Annotated in this window: 14 protein-coding genes; 6 read left to right on the top strand and 8 right to left on the bottom strand. The window is 70.8% G+C overall.

Features of this window, described 5'->3' with window-relative positions:
- Positions 1-76: 76 nt before the first annotated feature.
- Both scy and mce read right to left on the bottom strand, forming a co-directional pair.
- On the bottom strand, positions 77-3,487 hold the full coding sequence (scy, locus tag NMN56_RS25080; RefSeq protein ID WP_274040577.1) for a polarized growth protein Scy: 3,411 nt from the start codon (positions 3,485-3,487) through the stop codon (positions 77-79).
- 344 nt (positions 3,488-3,831) lie between these two features.
- On the bottom strand, positions 3,832-4,272 hold the full coding sequence (mce, locus tag NMN56_RS25075; protein WP_274040576.1) for a methylmalonyl-CoA epimerase: 441 nt from the start codon (positions 4,270-4,272) through the stop codon (positions 3,832-3,834).
- A gap of 149 nt (positions 4,273-4,421) precedes the next feature.
- Here mce and NMN56_RS25070 point away from each other — a divergent pair, with 149 nt between their 5' ends.
- Both NMN56_RS25070 and meaB read left to right on the top strand, forming a co-directional pair.
- Positions 4,422-5,621, top strand: a complete 1,200-nt coding sequence (locus tag NMN56_RS25070; protein ID WP_274040575.1) for an acetyl-CoA C-acetyltransferase — start codon at positions 4,422-4,424, stop codon at positions 5,619-5,621.
- A 127-nt stretch (positions 5,622-5,748) separates the two neighbouring features.
- Complete coding sequence (gene meaB / locus NMN56_RS25065) at positions 5,749-6,705, top strand: methylmalonyl Co-A mutase-associated GTPase MeaB (RefSeq protein WP_274040574.1); 957 nt, start codon at positions 5,749-5,751, stop codon at positions 6,703-6,705.
- A gap of 73 nt (positions 6,706-6,778) precedes the next feature.
- Here the strand turns inward: meaB and NMN56_RS25060 are convergent, their stop codons facing one another.
- Entirely contained in the window at positions 6,779-7,573 is a 795-nt protein-coding gene (locus NMN56_RS25060) for a PepSY domain-containing protein (protein WP_274040573.1), read from the bottom strand.
- Between the two features lie 65 nt (positions 7,574-7,638).
- On the opposite strand from NMN56_RS25060, the gene NMN56_RS25055 reads away from it, so the two are divergent.
- Positions 7,639-8,373, top strand: coding sequence for a response regulator transcription factor (locus NMN56_RS25055; RefSeq protein WP_274040572.1), 735 nt, complete (start codon positions 7,639-7,641; stop codon positions 8,371-8,373).
- Positions 8,366-9,940: a sensor histidine kinase gene (locus NMN56_RS25050; RefSeq protein ID WP_274041054.1), complete on the top strand. Its 1,575-nt coding sequence runs from the start codon at positions 8,366-8,368 to the stop codon at positions 9,938-9,940. Before NMN56_RS25055 ends, NMN56_RS25050 begins: the two co-directional genes overlap by 8 nt.
- Positions 9,941-9,988: 48 nt before the next feature.
- On the opposite strand, the gene NMN56_RS25045 is transcribed toward NMN56_RS25050, so the two are convergent.
- From NMN56_RS25045 to NMN56_RS25030, 4 genes are all read right to left on the bottom strand, one after another.
- Positions 9,989-10,465: a MarR family winged helix-turn-helix transcriptional regulator gene (locus tag NMN56_RS25045; protein WP_274040571.1), complete on the bottom strand. Its 477-nt coding sequence runs from the start codon at positions 10,463-10,465 to the stop codon at positions 9,989-9,991.
- A 69-nt stretch (positions 10,466-10,534) separates the two neighbouring features.
- Entirely contained in the window at positions 10,535-11,332 is a 798-nt protein-coding gene (locus tag NMN56_RS25040; RefSeq protein WP_274040570.1) for an AIM24 family protein, read from the bottom strand.
- Positions 11,329-11,979, bottom strand: coding sequence for an AIM24 family protein (locus NMN56_RS25035; protein WP_274040569.1), 651 nt, complete (start codon positions 11,977-11,979; stop codon positions 11,329-11,331). Before NMN56_RS25035 ends, NMN56_RS25040 begins: the two co-directional genes overlap by 4 nt.
- Positions 11,979-12,623, bottom strand: a complete 645-nt coding sequence (locus NMN56_RS25030; protein WP_274040568.1) for an AIM24 family protein — start codon at positions 12,621-12,623, stop codon at positions 11,979-11,981. The genes NMN56_RS25035 and NMN56_RS25030 overlap by 1 nt, the downstream gene beginning before the upstream one ends.
- Before the next feature lie 94 nt (positions 12,624-12,717).
- Here NMN56_RS25030 and NMN56_RS25025 point away from each other — a divergent pair, with 94 nt between their 5' ends.
- Together NMN56_RS25025 and NMN56_RS25020 are read left to right on the top strand one after the other, a co-directional pair.
- Complete coding sequence (locus tag NMN56_RS25025; protein ID WP_430542696.1) at positions 12,718-13,104, top strand: DUF3817 domain-containing protein; 387 nt, start codon at positions 12,718-12,720, stop codon at positions 13,102-13,104.
- The gene (locus NMN56_RS25020) at positions 13,101-13,415 is read left to right on the top strand and encodes an MTH1187 family thiamine-binding protein (protein ID WP_274040567.1); all 315 of its coding nucleotides are present in this window, start codon (positions 13,101-13,103) and stop codon (positions 13,413-13,415) included. Before NMN56_RS25025 ends, NMN56_RS25020 begins: the two co-directional genes overlap by 4 nt.
- A gap of 209 nt (positions 13,416-13,624) precedes the next feature.
- Here the strand turns inward: NMN56_RS25020 and NMN56_RS25015 are convergent, their stop codons facing one another.
- On the bottom strand, positions 13,625-14,683 hold the full coding sequence (locus NMN56_RS25015) for an ArsR/SmtB family transcription factor (RefSeq protein ID WP_274040566.1): 1,059 nt from the start codon (positions 14,681-14,683) through the stop codon (positions 13,625-13,627).
- Positions 14,684-14,722 lie beyond the last annotated feature (39 nt).

Genomic DNA, 14,722 nt, shown 5'->3' with positions numbered 1-14,722 from the left:
GAATCCTAGGGGCCAAAGCGGCGTGTCATCGAGCTTATGCCCGTTTGATCTGGAGAACGTGCCCTCGTTCGGGTGGCTAACTCCCCGTACTCTTGCCACTCGAACGAGTTGTACCAGCGCCAACGCCCGCTGTCACACTGCCGTTTGCGCTCTGCTCATTACGTGCGTCGCGCTCGCCGCCGCTCTTCTTGCCGCCGGAACCTGAGCCGCGGCCCGAGCCGCCGCCGGAACCGGAACCCGAACCGGAATCCCCTGCCGGTGCGGGAGTCTCGAACGATTCCAGTGCCTCCAGTACGTCCTGGACACGGGAGATCTCGGCGTTGATGTCCTCCTGGCGCCTGACGAGAAGGTCGAGTTCGCGCTGCCCGGCCTCCACCGTGCTCCGGGCCTCGTCGTTCGCCTCCTCGCGCAACTGCTCGCCCTCGCGCAGCATCTCCGCCTTCTTCTGCTCCGCCTCCTTGAGCAGGCCCTCCGCCTTCTTCACCGCGGCGATCCGTACCTTGCCCGCCTCCGAGTTGGCGTCGGAGCGCAACTGCTCGGCCTTCGCCTGTGCTTCGGCCAGCTGCTCCTCGGCCGCCTTCACCAGCTTGTCGCAGCGCTCGCCGGCCGACTGCATCGCCTCGGCCGCTTCCCTGCGCGCCCGCTCGTGCAGCTCCTCGACCTCCGACTCGACACGGGTGCGCAGCTCTTCGGTGCGCTCCCGGATCGCGCCCGAGTCGGCACGCGCCTCCTCCAGCATCGTGTCCGAGTCCGAACGGGCCTTCTCGACCAGCTCCCTGCCCTCGGCACGCGCCTCGGCGACCAGCCGCTCGGACTCCGTACGCGCGGCGCCGACCATCGTGTCGGCCTGCTCCTCGGCCGCTGCCTGGGTACGCAGGGCCTCCTCCTGTGCCTTCGCCATGAGTTGGTCGGCCTGCTCGGCGGCCTCGCTGCGCTTCTTCGCGGCTTCCTCGCGTGCCTCGTCCCGCATCCGCTCGGCGTCGGCGCGTGCCTGCTCGGCCTCGGCCAGTGCCTCCGAAACGGTGTGCTCGGCCAGGGACTTGGCCGCGTCGGTCTCCTCCTGCGCCTCCCTGCGCAGCGTCGCCGCGGCGTGCTCGGCCGCCGAACGCAGCCCCGCGATCTCCGACTCGGCCTCTTCGTGCAGCCCGGCGACCGAGTCGCGCACCTGCTGGGCCTTCTCCTCGGCGGACGCGACCAGTTCGGCCGCGCGCCGCTCGGCCTCGCCGGTGAGCCGCTCGGACTCGGCCTGCGCCTCCTCGACCCGCTTGCGTGCGGAGGCCAGCAGCTCCTCGCTCTGTTCGCGCGCCTGTGTCCGCTCCTGATGTGCTTCCTCGCGCGCCGAGGCCAGCAGCTCCTCGGCCTCGCGCCGGCGCCTGGCCGCCTCTTCCTGTGCGGCGCTGAGCGCCTCCGCCGCCTCGGCGCCCGTACGCTCCGCCGCCGCGTCCGCCTCGGCGCGCACCCGGTCGGCCGTCGCCTGGGCCTCCTCGCGCAGCCGCTCCGCCTCCGCGGTCGCCTCGCTGCGCAGCTGCACGGCGACGGACTCGCCCTCGGCGCGCGCCTGTGAGGCGTCCGAAGCCGCCTCCGTGCGCAGCCGCTCGGTCTCTTCCTCTGCCTGCTCGCGCAGTGAACGGACGCGCTCGGCCGCCTCGTTGCGCAGCCGCTCGGTCTCCGCCCTGGCCTCTTCCCGCAGCCGTTCGGCCTCGGTGCGTGCCTCGGCGAGCCTGGTCTCGGCGTCCGCGAGCTTCGCGTCGGCCTCCTCGCGCAGCCGCTTCAGCTCCGTCTCGGCCTCGGCCCTGCGCTCCTCGGCCGCCTGCTCGGCCTCCTCGCGGACGCGCTGCCCTGCCTCGTCGGCCTCGGCGCGGGTCTGCTCGGCCTGCCCCTCGGCCTGTGTGCGCAGCTCCTCGGCCTCGCTCGTGGCCCGCTCCAGCGCCTCCTCGGCCTGCTTGCGCAGGGTCGTGGCGCGCTCGATGGCCTCCGTGCGTACCCGCTCGCTCTCGGCGGTTGCCCCGGTGCGGGTCTCCTCGGCGTCGGACTTGGCCTTGGTCAGCAGCTCCTCGGCCCTGCTCGCGGCCTCCTCGATCTGCTGGACGGCCTCGCGGCGTGCCTCGCCGCGGATCTTCTCGCCCTCATCGACCGCCTCGGCGCGCAGCTGCTCGGCCTCGCCGCGCAGCCGGCGTGCCTCCTCCTGCAGCTCGACGGTCTTGGCGCGGTACTCCTTGGTGTCGTCCTTGGCCGCGCCCTTGAGCTGCTCCGCGGTGTCGTGGGCCTCGGCACGCAGCCGGTCGGCCTCCTCCTCGGCCTGCTTGCGCAGCCGCTCGGCCTCCTCGGCCGCCGCCTTGGTGGTGGCCTGGGCCTCCTCGGACGCCTTGTTCAGCACGTCCTCCGCGGTACGGGCCGCCTCGGCGAGCTGGTTGGCCGACTCCTCGGCCGTGGTGGACCTGGCCTCCTCGCGTGCCTCGGCGATCAGCCGCTCGGCCTCGGCGCGCGCGTCCTCGCGCAGCTGCTCGGCCTCCGCCCTGAGCGCCTCGGACTCCTTGGTGGCCGCGCCCACGAGCCGTGCCACCTCGGCCTTGGCCGTACGGGTGCGCTGCTCGTTCTCCGACTCGCAGTCCGCCAGCCGCTTGGCGGCCTCCTCCTCGGCCTCCTCCAGCTTCTGCCCCGCCTCGCTACGGGCCTCGCGCAGCGCGGTGTCCGCCTCGCGCATCCGCTCTTCGGCCCTGCGCACCAGCTCGGCGGCCTCGCGCCTGCTGGTCTCGGACTCGTTGACCGTCGAGGTACGCAGCTGCTCGGCGTGGTCCGTGGCCTCCTGGGCCTGGGTCGAGGCGGCGTTCAGCAGCCGTTCGGCGTCGGCGCGCGCCCTGCGCAGGATCGACTCGGCCTCGGTGCGCGCGTTCTCCGCCTCGCTGCTGAGCCGCTGCCTGGACTCCTCGGCCAGCCGCTGGGCCTCGGCACGTGCCTGCGCGAGCGACTGCTCGGTCTCGGCCCGCGTCTCCTCCATGAGGCGGCGTGCCTGCTGCTCGGTGCGGGCACGGAGCTGCTCGGCCCACGCGACGTTCTCGTTGACGTGGTTCTCGACCGTGGCGCGGCGCTCGGACAGCTCGTGGTCGAGCTGCTGGCGGCGGCGTACGGCCTCGGTGTGCAGCTCGGACTCCAGCCGGCTCTGCTGCTCGGCCTGCTCCTGGAGGAGCCGCTGGGTCTGCGCACGTGCGTCGCGCAGCTCGCGCTCCGCGTCGGCGCGCATCTGGTCGGCCTGGATCTGCGCGTTGCGCAGCAACTGCTCGGCCTGGTGGGAGAGATTGTCGTACCCGGCCGGGCGCGTGGCGAGAGCGCGGCGTGCCTCATGCAGCTTGGCGCGCAGCACTTCGACCTGATAGCCGAGGTCGTCGGCGTGCTGGACGGCCTTCTCCCGCTCCTTCTTGAGCCGATCCATCTCGGCCTCGAATTGCGAGAGGTGATCGTCAGCCTCGTAGCGGTCGTAGCCCCGCACTGCGCGGTCCCATCCGTCCCCTGGTCGTCGTGGAGGTGATCCGAACCCTCTCCGCGGACTTGGTAGAAATGCCGTCTCCCCGGAAATGGTGTCAGATCATCGGCGGAACGTGGGCCCAGCCCCCAGCCCGGAACTCCCGTCACTTCCTCTTCGATGGAAGGGAGCCCGCCCCGGCCGAAGGGCCACTCTACCGGGCGCGGAAGCGGACGTCAGTGGTCCATTGGTGAGGAAGGGGCATCAGAGGCGGCTGGTTCGGTGAGAACGCCGTGCGAGCGCTCCATCGGCGGGGACCGCGGCGCTGCGGAACGCCGCTCCCGGCACCCGCCCCGGCCCGATCTGCGCGGTCAGTTCTGTTCGTTGCCGGGAGTGGCGGAGGTGACCAACTCCGTGAGCACGCCGTGACAGTCCTTCGGGTGCAAGAAGGTGATCCGCGAATCCATCGTGCCGTGGCGGGGCTCGTCGTAGAGGACGCGGACGCCCTTGTCGCGGATGGCTGCGGAGTCGCCGTCCACATCGGCGGTGCCGAAGGCGATGTGGTGAACGCCCTCGCCGTTCTTTTCCAGCCACTTTCCGACGGCGCAGTCCTCCCGGATGGGCTCCAGGAGCTGGATGTAGGACGCGCCGCCGTCGTCCGTGCCGTTGATCCGCAGCATGGCCTCGCGGACGCCCTGTTCCTGGTTGACCTCGGTGTGGAACACCTGGAAGCCATAGGTGCGCGAGTAGAAATCGACGGTGGCCTCCAGGTCACGGCAGGCGATCCCGATGTGGTCGATACGCGTCAGCATGGGGACCAGTGCAGCGCTTGGGGCCCGGTTACGCAACGTGCGCACGGTCACACTCACCGACGGGTGACCTGAGCTGGTACCGCTCAGTATCTTGATGGATAACCCTCGTTAACTTCCCCGCCGGAAGGGGCTTTCTTCTCGTGACTGGCATGACTGGCACATCCAGCAGCACCACCTCCGTGATCGTCGCCGGAGCCCGCACGCCCATGGGACGGCTGCTCGGCTCCCTGAAGTCCTTTTCCGGGGCGGACTTGGGCGGCTTCGCCATCAAGGCCGCGCTCGACCGTGCCGGGATCGCCGGTGACCAGGTCGAGTACGTGATCATGGGCCAGGTTCTCCAGGGCGGAGCGGGCCAGATCCCGGCCCGCCAGGCCGCCGTGAAGGCGGGCATCCCCATGAACGTCCCCGCGCTGACCGTCAACAAGGTATGTCTCTCGGGGCTGGACGCCATCGCGCTGGCCGATCAGCTCGTGCGCGCCGGTGAGTTCGACATCATCGTCGCGGGCGGTCAGGAGTCCATGACCAACGCGCCCCATGTGCTGCCCAAGTCCCGTGAGGGCTACAAGTACGGCGCCGTCGAGATGCTCGACTCCATGGCGCACGACGGCCTCACCGACCCGTTCGAGGGCATCCCCATGGGCGCCTCGACGGAGAAGCACAACACGCGGCTGGGTATCGGCCGCGCCGAACAGGACGAGATCGCGGCGGCCTCGCACCAGCGCGCCGCCGCCGCGCAGCGCAACGGCGTCTACGAGGCGGAGATCACGCCCGTCGAGGTCCAGCAGCGCAAGGGTGACCCGGTGCTCGTCTCGCAGGACGAGGGCATCCGCGGCGACACGACGGCCGAGTCGCTCGGCAAGCTGCGCCCCGCCTTCGCCAAGGACGGGACGATCACGGCCGGTTCGGCCTCACAGATCTCCGACGGTGCGGCGGCCGTCGTCGTGATGAGCAAGGCACGCGCCGAGGAACTGGGGCTGGAGTGGCTCGCGGAGATCGGCGCGCACGGGAACGTGGCGGGCCCTGACAACTCCCTCCAGTCGCAGCCGTCCAACGCCATTCAGCACGCCCTCAAGAAGGAGGGCCGCGCCGTGGGCGACCTCGATCTGATCGAGATCAACGAGGCGTTCGCCGCCGTCGCGCACCAGTCAATGAAGGATCTCGGCGTCGGCCCCGAAAAGGTGAATGTCAACGGGGGAGCCATCGCGCTGGGGCATCCCATTGGTATGTCGGGCGCCCGGCTCGTCCTCCACCTCGCGCTGGAGCTGAAGCGGCGCGGCGGCGGCCTCGGTGCCGCCGCGCTGTGCGGCGGTGGCGGCCAGGGCGACGCCCTGATCGTCCGCGTCCCGTAGGACCGCTGAACACCCGCACCGCTGCCCGCTCGCCTTCCCCGGCTACCGGCCGGAAGCTGGAGAAGGGGGCGGGCCGGGGCGGGGAACCGTACGAGCCTCACTCACCTAGGACAGGAGCCCGGGAACGATGGTGGACGTCGCAGACCTCGTGGCGCAGGCGCGAGCCGGGAAGCCGCGGGCCGTGGCGCGGCTGATCTCGCTCGTGGAAGGGGCCTCGCCCCAGTTGCGCGAGGTCATGGCCGCGCTCGCACCCCGCTGCGGCAACGCATACGTCGTCGGGCTGACGGGATCACCCGGCGTCGGCAAGTCCACGTCGACATCGGCGCTGGTGAGCGGCTTCCGCGAGCGGGGCAAGCGGGTCGGGATCCTCGCCGTCGACCCCTCCTCGCCGTTCTCGGGCGGAGCGCTGCTCGGCGACCGGGTCCGTATGGGTGAGCATGCGTCCGATCCGGGGGTCTACATCCGTTCCATGGCCACCAGGGGCCATCTGGGTGGCCTGGCGTGGGCGGCGCCGCAGGCGATCCGGGTGCTGGACGCCGCCGGCTGCGACGTGGTCCTGGTGGAGACGGTCGGCGTGGGCCAGTCCGAGGTGGAGATCGCCGCACAGGCGGACACCAGCGTGGTGCTGCTCGCGCCGGGTATGGGCGACGGGATCCAGGCGGCGAAGGCCGGGATCCTGGAGATCGGCGATGTCTACGTCGTCAACAAGGCCGACAGGGACGGCGCCGACGCGACCGTGAGGGAGCTGAACCACATGCTCGGCCTCGGAGAGGCCCGTAAGCCGGGTGACTGGCGGCCTCCCGTGGTCAAGACGGTCGCCGCGCGTGGCGAGGGCGTGGACGAGGTGCTCGCCGCGCTGGAGAAGCACCGCGGCTGGATGGAGGAGAACGGCGTCCTCGCGGAACGGCGCGCTGCCCGTGCCGCACACGAGATCGAGACGATCGCGGTGACCGCGCTGCGGGAGCGGATGGGGGAGCTGCGGGGAGACAAGCGCATCGGGGCGCTCGCCGAGCGGGTCGTCAGCGGCTCCCTGGACCCGTACGCGGCGGCCGACGAACTGGTCGAGGGCGTCACCGAAGGGTGACGCCCTCGACAGGGGCCCGCGTTCACGGGGAGCTGCGGGGGCCGGTGCTCAGGCCCGCCGACCGACTGCCCGGTCAGTCGTCGTAGATGTCGTCCCCGTCGTCTCCGTCGTCGTCTCCGTCGTTGTCGGCCGGCTCCGACTGGTGCTTCAGCACCTTGCCCGAGGTGGCGTCGATGTCCACCTCGTGCTCTGTGCCGTTCTTGCCGACGGTGTCGACCTCCCACCGGGAGCCGTTGCTCTCCAGGTCGATCGAGGTGACGGAGCCGTTCGTGGTGGAAGCGGCCTTCTTGGCGGCGGCCACCGCGTCGATCTTCGGGGTGCGGGGCACGCCGCTGTCGTCGTCGTGGTCGACGCGGTTCTGCACGACCTTGCCGCTGGCCGCGTCGATCCCGACCTTGTGCCAGGTGCGGTCCTTGCCGAGGACGTCGGCCTCCCAGACGAGCTTGTTGTTGTCCGTGTCCAGCTCCAGCTCCGTCAGGGTGCCGGGCGTGGCCTTCAGGATGGCCTCGGACGCCTGGCTCACGGACAGGTCGGCGTTCCCGGTGTCCTCGTCGCGGTCGGCGGCGTTGTCGCGGGCCGTGCCGTCGTCATCGTCGTCGTGCGCTTCGCTGTCGTGGGTGCCGTCGGGGCCGTCGGGGTCGTCGGCGTCGGAGTGGGCGTCGTCGTCGGCGAGGCGTACGTCCGACGAGGTCGGCAGTGCCTTCGCGTCCTGGTCACCGCCGCTCCCCGACGTGACGCCTGCGGCTGTGGCCGCGCCTCCTCCGACCAGCACGGCGGCGGTCGTTACGGCGATGATGACCTTGCGCTTCATGAGTCCTGTTCCCCTCGGGTCGTGGTCTCTGCTCTTGATGACTCCACGGTCGCGCACCGTTGCTGAACGTAAGCTGAAGCTACCTGAAGCCTTCTTCAGCCGCGATTTGGGAGGGTGGGCACATGCGCCTGCTGATCGTGGAGGACGAGCGTCGACTGGCCCAGTCGCTCGCCGGAGGACTGATGGCCGAGGGTTTCGCCGTCGATGTCGTGCACGACGGGAGCGAGGGGCTCCACCGGGCGACCGAGAACGAGTACGACTTGATCATTCTCGACATCATGCTGCCCGGGATGAACGGCTACCGCGTCTGTGCGGCGCTGCGCGCAGCGGGCGACGAGACGCCGGTACTGATGCTGACCGCCAAGGACGGAGAGTACGACGAGGCCGAGGGCCTGGACACGGGCGCCGACGACTATCTGACCAAGCCGTTCTCCTACGTCGTACTCCTCGCACGCGTACGGGCGTTGCTGCGCCGCCGCACGCGCGGAGCCAAGACGGCGCTGCGGATGGGCGAGCTGACCGTCGAGCCGGCCACGCAGCGCGTCACCGTGTGCGAACGCGAAGTGGAGCTGACGGCGAAGGAGTTCGCCGTACTGGAGTACCTGGCGGTGCGCGGGGGCGAGGTCGTCTCCAAGTCCGAGATCCTCGAACACGTCTGGGACTTCGCCTATGAGGGCGACGTCAACATCGTCGAGGTCTACGTCAGCGCGCTGCGCCGCAAGCTCGGCGCCGGCTGGATCGCCACCGTACGCGGCGCCGGCTACAGGCTGACCGACGCCGGGGCCGGAGCCGGTACGGGGAGCGGTGCGCGGCCTGGAGCGGGGCCCGGAGCCGGCAACGGTGGCAACCGTGCGTAAGGGTTCCGTACGCGCCCGTGCCGCCATCGGCGCGACCCTCGTCGTGGCGCTCGCGCTGGTCGCCGCCGGTTTCCTCGTCATCTCAGCCCTGCGCTCCGGCCTCGCCGGCACGGCACGCCTCAACGCCGAGACCTCGGCGCGCGAGATCGCCGCGCAGGTCACGGACGCGCCCGACGGCAAGGTGCGCGACGTCGACGGGCTGGACGGGGACGACCCCGCACAGGTCGTGAACGCGTACGGGCGCGTACTGGGGGCCAGCGACCCCCTCGAAGGCCGGGGCCCCGTCGCCGACTTCGCACGCCCCGACAAACCGGAAGAGGGGAGCGAGGACGACGGAGCCGACGGAGCCGACGACAAGGGCGACGAGCCTCCCGGAAAGGGCAAGGGGGACCAAGGAGACAAGGCCGAGGAGAAGGCGGACAAGGCGGAGGACGCGGCCGACGACAAGGCCGACGACAAGGAGGACAGGGAAGACCAGGGGGACGAGCCGGCCGAGGTGGACCGCGACAGCGACGACAAGACCCTCACCTTCCCCGTCGACGACGACGGCGAAGTCACCTATGACAAGGGCGACATCGCCGGCTCCCAGGACTTCAGCGTCGTCGCCGTACAGACCCTGACCCGTGACGGCACCCCGGTCACCGTCTACTCCGGTGGCTCGCTCAACGCGCAGGAAGAGGCCGTCTCCACGGTCACCCGCTCCATGCTGCTCGGGCTGCCCGTCATGCTGCTCGTCGTCGCCGGGGTCACCTGGCTGGTCACACGGCGCGCGCTGCGCCCCGTCGAGGGCATCCGCCAGGAGATGAGCGCGATCACCGCCAGCACCGACCTGTCCCGCCGCGTGCCCGAACCCGACTCCCGCGACGAGGTCGCACGGCTCGCGCGTACGACGAACGAGACGCTCGCCGCGCTCGAAGGCTCCGTCGAGCGCCAGCGCCGCTTCGTCGCGGACGCCTCCCACGAACTGCGCAGCCCCATCGCCTCCCTGCGCACCCAGCTGGAGGTGGCCGCCGCGCACCCCGAACTCCTCGATGTGGACGGCGCCGTGGAGGACACGGTGCGCCTCCAGGCCCTCGCCGCAGACCTGCTGCTGCTCGCGCGGCTCGACGCGGGCGAGAAACCGCCGGACGCGCGCGTGTCCCTGGCCGCGCTCGTCGGGGAACAGCTGGGGCAGCGGGTCGGCGACCCGCGCCCCGTACAGCTGGAAGGCCCGCTCGCCGACGGCGAGGTGCGGGGCTCCCAGGGGCAGTTGGCACGGGTACTCGGAAACCTGCTCGACAACGCGCAGCGGCACGCGGACAGCCGCGTCGCGGTGAGTGTGGAGCGGGAGGACGGGTGGATGGCGCTCTCCGTCTCCGACGACGGCGAGGGAGTGCCTGCGGAGGAGCGGGAGCGGATCTTCGAGCGGTTCGTCCGGCTGGACGGCGCGCGTACGAGGGACGAGGGCGGGGCAGGACTCGGCCTCGCCATCGCACGGGACGTCGCCGTCCGTCACGGGGGTTCGCTCGCCGTACAGACCGCCGGGGGAGGCGGGGCACGGTTCGTCCTGCGGCTGCCCGCGGCCTGAAGGGTACGGGGCTCCGAAGGGACGGGGCTCTTCAGAAAGCGCCGGGGCTCAGAAGCGGCCTCGTTCGCTGCGGAGTTTCTCCGCGACCGGGTGGAGCATCGCGTCCAGCCGCGTCAGTTCCTCCGGGCCCATCTGGTCGATGAAGTGGCGGCGCACCGAGGCGACATGGTGGGGTGCGACCTCGCGCATGGTGTTCCAGCCGTGATCGGTGAGTACGGCGAAGAGGCCGCGCTTGTCCGACTCGCAGTTCTCGCGGTGCACCAGCGCGGCCTTCTCCATGCGCGTGATCTGGTGGGACAGGCGGCTCTTGGACTGGAGCGTGGCAGCGGCCAGGTCGCTCATCCGCATCCGGCGGTCCTCCGACTCCGAGAGGTTCACGAGGATCTCGTAGTCGTTGAGGGTCAGGCCGAAGGGCTGGAGGTCACGCTCCAACTGGTACATGAGCAGGCGGCTGACCTCCAGGTGGGTCCGCCATGCGCGCTGCTCGTCCTCGGTGAGCCAACGGGTGCCGTTGTCGGTGTCCATAGGGTGAGACTCTACCTAGCGTCGTACACACGTGCTTACGCGGTGTGGCGTAAAGGTGTCGGAGCGTCGTCAGAGTCCGAACCGCCGTTGCAGCCCCCCGAGCTGACCGGGAAGCTGCGGCGTCTGCTGCCCGCCCTGCCCGCTCTGCCCTCCGTGGCCTCCATGGCCTCCGCCGCCGGGCACGCCTGCCTGGTCGGGGACGGCGCCCGCGTTCCTGTCGGCCATCAGCATCTCGGTCGACTGGATCAGCACGGTCCCCGCACCGACGAACTCGAACTGGTGCTCCTCGCCGGAGGCACCACCGAGCCCTGTCATCGCGCGGATGCCGCCCATGACGCCCTTGAGGTACTGGTGGTCGTAGTGGTGACAGGGCGAGGGGCAGTCGGCCCAGCCGACGAGCGCCTGCGGGTCGACCCGTACCGGGGGCTCGACGAAGTGGACCTCGCCGTTGGAGGCGGCCACGAACTTGCCCGTACCGATGAGGGTCAGAAAGCCCGGGATGATCGACTGCTTGAGGGAGAGCGAGGGCTCGTAGGCGAGCAGATTGCCCGAGCGGACGGTGAGATTGCCGTCGTCCAGGTCGTAGGAGTTGACGTCGAAGGCGCGGTCGGCGAGCAGCAGCTTCCCGTGGCCCTCGGCGACGACCCAGTCGGCCGCGTGCAGTGGTGAGTGGAAGCTGGAGGCGACCAGCCGGTCGAGGGGGCCATGGCCTATGCCGTGGAAGTCGATCTGCCCGTAGTAGGCGATCATCTTCCCCTTCTGCAGGAACCACTGCCCGTTCAGATCGACGCTGAAGGCGTACGGGTTGACGTTGTCGTTCGCCGGCAGCGTCGTGAAGTCGAAGACCTGTGGCGCGTCCGTCGTCATAGCTTCTCCTCACTGGCCTGCACGAACACAGCCCCGTTTCCCGTCAGTTCGAGCTGGAACCCCTCGCCCGAGCCCCGGCCGACCATGTCCCGCCAGCCGAGGGCGGTCGACAGCTTGTTGCGTACGTCCCCGAAGTGCGCGACGTACGCCTGCGGGTCGACGTGGACCGGGCGGTCGGGCGTGATGGGGAGCTGGACGATGCCGCCGTGCGCCATGACGGCGGCGGCGCCCTTGCCCGTGAGGGTCGTGGTGAACAGGCCCTGCCCCGAGATCTGGCCGCGCACCATGCCCATGACCCCGCCGTCCTTGCCGAGGAAGAGCGTGCCCTGTTGCAGGCTGCCGTCGAAGGCGAGCAGCCGGTCGGCCTCGACGCAGAGCGTGTCACCGTCGAGGTTGATCACCTCGACGTGGTGGCCTCCGTGCCCGAACATCACCGTGCCCTGGCCCTCGACGGTCATCAGCGGCGTCGACTCGTTGGCCACCCGGCGGCCGATCATGGACATCACGCCGCCCTGTCCGCCCTGGATGTTCGGCGTGAAGCGGACGTCGCCCTTGTACGCCACCATGGCGCCGCGCTGGCTGAACATCCGCTGCCCGGGCACCACCTGGGCCTCGACCAGCTTCGCCGAGATCTCCGTGAACGGCATCACAGCTCACCCCCCACCGTGTTGCGCTCGCTGGGCTGCACGTACACCAGGCCGTCTCCCTCGAAGCGGATCTGGAACGCCTCGCCGGAGCCCTCGCCCATGAATGTCCGGAAGTTGACCCCGGACTGGAAGCTCTGCCGCAGGTTGCCCTGGTGTGCGACGTAGGCGCCCGGGTCCACCTGGAGGGGAGCGCCCTGCGAGACGCGCAGCAGCACGGCGGGTCCTGCGGACATGAGCGCCGCCTCGCCCGTGCCCTCGACCGCGGTGGTGAACAGCCCGTTGCCCTGCGTGGCGCCACGCAGCCCCGTGAAGGAAGTGCCGGTGTGCAGACCGGCGTCCGTGCACAGGAGGTTGCTCGCCTCCACGTGCAGCTTCTCGCCGTTGAGCCGTACGAGGCTGATGTCGCTGGCGCGGTCGGCGAAGAAGCAGGTGCCCTGCCCCTTCACCTCCATCACCGTCATCTGTTCGCCGGTGAGGCGGCGCGTGACCATGCCGCGTATGCCCTCGCCGCCCCCTGTCATCTTTTTGAACGCCATCTGGCCGTCGTAGGCGACCATCGAGCCGTTCTTCGCCTTGACCGTGTCGCCTCCACCGCTGAGCGTGACGGCGAGCACCTTCGTGCCATGAAGTCGGAACTGAGCCACCCGAAGAACCTACCCTGCGGGTCATGATCGACTGGAGGGCTGCCACAATGGCACCGCTTGTGCTTCCCTTCACAAACGATCTGAGGACAACGCCGTGGCCATCCTGGAAACCCCGAGCGGCCTGCCGCCCAAGTCGGTCTCCGCGCTCCGCCGTCTCCGTCTCACCTCCATGCCCGAAGCGGTCTCCTTCATCCTGCTTCTCGTGTGCTCCGTGCTGAAGCGGACCTCCGACTTCAACGCCGTGCCGGTGATGGGCGCCATCCACGGCATCCTCTTCGTCCTTTACGTCCTGTTCTGGGCGGACGCCTGGAACCGCATCAAGTGGCCCTTCCCGCGCGCCGCCCTCTACTTCGTCCTGTCGGTCCTGCCGACCGGCGGGTTCTTCGCGGACAAGATGCTGCGCAAGGAAGAGGAGGCGGGCGTCATCGCCGCGCGTGCGCGCAAGGAGCAGGGCGGCCGGAAGGGAGTGGCCGCGTCATGATCGTTGCCTTCTCCGTCACGCCGCTGGGCGTCGGCGAGGACGTGGGGGAGTACGTGGCCGACGCCGTACGCGTGGTCCGCGAATCCGGCCTCCCGCACCGCACCGACGCGATGTTCACCTCGCTGGAGGGCGACTGGGACGCCTGCATGGACGTCGTACGCCGCGCCGTCGCGGCCGTCGAGGCACGCGCACCTCGCGTCTCCCTCGTACTCAAGGCCGACATCAGGCCCGGCGTCACCGACGGCCTGACCGCGAAGGTCGACACCGTGGACCGCTACCTCGCCGACGAACGCCATCTTGGCGAGGGCTGAAGCGGTTGGGCCTCAACGGGGTTGAGGCCCGTGCCGCATGGGGTTGAGGGGCGCGCTCAATGGGGTTGGGGGCCGCATTCAACGGGGTTGAGGGTCGCGCTCAATGTGGTTGAGGGCCGCGCCCAACGGGGTTGAGGCTCGTGCTCATTGAGGTGGAGGTCGCGCTCAATGGGGTTGAGGGCCGTGCGCAACGGGGTCGGGGCCCGTGCTCAGCGAGGCGCGAGGCCCTCGCCGTGCTCCTGGGGTCCGCCGCCCGCCAGTAACGCGCGGCCCAACGCCGTGCGCACGTACAGCACTTGGTGGCGTACCCGGTACGAGTCCAGCAGCCCCGCACCGCGCAGCGCCGTCAGGTGTGCCGAGACCGACGAGGGTGCCAGGCCCAGCCGGTCGGCCAGCGCTGAGGTCGTGGCGGGCTCGTCCAGCGCGGCCAGCACGGCGGCACGGTTCGCGCCCATCAGCCGTACGAGTGCGCCGGACGCGCGCTCGCCGGGCGCCCGGCTGCCCCTGTTCTCGCCCTGGCCCCATTCCCGGCCCGCCCACAACTCGCCGACGCCGCGTGCCGGATACATCAGCGCGGCCGGCGCCGGCGGATCGAACCCCGTAGCCACGTCAGGCCACACGAACACGCTCGGCACCAGCACCACGCCCTCGCCACCGGTCAGCACGCGGGTGTGCCGGGGCGGCCGGTCGATGCGCAAGGTGCCGTCGCGCCACGTCACTTGGGGGTGCAGCTCCGAGAAGACCCGGGCGAGGCCGCCGTCGGCGAGGCGGCGCGAGTGGAACGCTATGTCCGCGTCCAGCAGCCGCCGCAGCCGCGGCCACTCCGGCGCCACCAGCGCCTCCCACACGCGGCCCTGCGCTGCCGTGAGCGCCTCGACGGCCGCCACCGGATCGGCCAGCAGTGCGCGTCCCGTCCGTGACGCGGCGGCTCCCGGTGTGCACGCGAGAGCGCGCGCGATCTCCTCGCGCACCCGCCCGGGTTCCGTGGCGCGAACCCGCGCCCTCTCCTCCTCGAACGTCGCCCCGTGGCTTCGCGGCGGCGGAAACAGGAAGTCCGGCGTATAGCCCTGTCGCGGCATCACCGCGACCAGCGCCTCCAGTTCGAGCCCCCGCGCCGTTGGCAGGCTCCGCCGCACCCACCGACCGTGAGGCCCGCCTCCGTGCCCCCAGGTCAGCGCCCTGACCGCCGCCTGTGTCTCTCCTGTCGGCGACACGGCGAACCGGCAGTTGAGCAGATCCTCCGGCCCGAACCGAATCCTGAACGCCACCGCTCCTCCCTCCCCCGAAGATTCGCGTGGGCCCGAAAC

The organism is Streptomyces iconiensis, assembly GCF_028657195.3.
GTDB lineage: Bacteria > Actinomycetota > Actinomycetes > Streptomycetales > Streptomycetaceae > Streptomyces > Streptomyces iconiensis.
Note: the sequence above shows the minus strand (reverse complement) of the source record. Positions and strands in the feature narration are given on the sequence as shown.

What these genes read in the sequence shown, in the direction of transcription:
- NMN56_RS25040 (WP_274040570.1), bottom strand. Translation starts at nt 11,332, where the DNA reads ATGACGACGGACGCGCCACAGGTCTTCGACTTCACGACGCTGCCGGCG.
- NMN56_RS25045 (WP_274040571.1), bottom strand. Translation starts at nt 10,465, where the DNA reads ATGGACACCGACAACGGCACCCGTTGGCTCACCGAGGACGAGCAGCGC.
- NMN56_RS25070 (WP_274040575.1), top strand. Translation starts at nt 4,422, where the DNA reads ATGACTGGCACATCCAGCAGCACCACCTCCGTGATCGTCGCCGGAGCC.
- NMN56_RS25055 (WP_274040572.1), top strand. Translation starts at nt 7,639, where the DNA reads ATGCGCCTGCTGATCGTGGAGGACGAGCGTCGACTGGCCCAGTCGCTC.
- NMN56_RS25035 (WP_274040569.1), bottom strand. Translation starts at nt 11,979, where the DNA reads ATGCCGTTCACGGAGATCTCGGCGAAGCTGGTCGAGGCCCAGGTGGTG.
- meaB (WP_274040574.1), top strand. Translation starts at nt 5,749, where the DNA reads ATGGTGGACGTCGCAGACCTCGTGGCGCAGGCGCGAGCCGGGAAGCCG.
- NMN56_RS25020 (WP_274040567.1), top strand. Translation starts at nt 13,101, where the DNA reads ATGATCGTTGCCTTCTCCGTCACGCCGCTGGGCGTCGGCGAGGACGTG.
- mce (WP_274040576.1), bottom strand. Translation starts at nt 4,272, where the DNA reads ATGCTGACGCGTATCGACCACATCGGGATCGCCTGCCGTGACCTGGAG.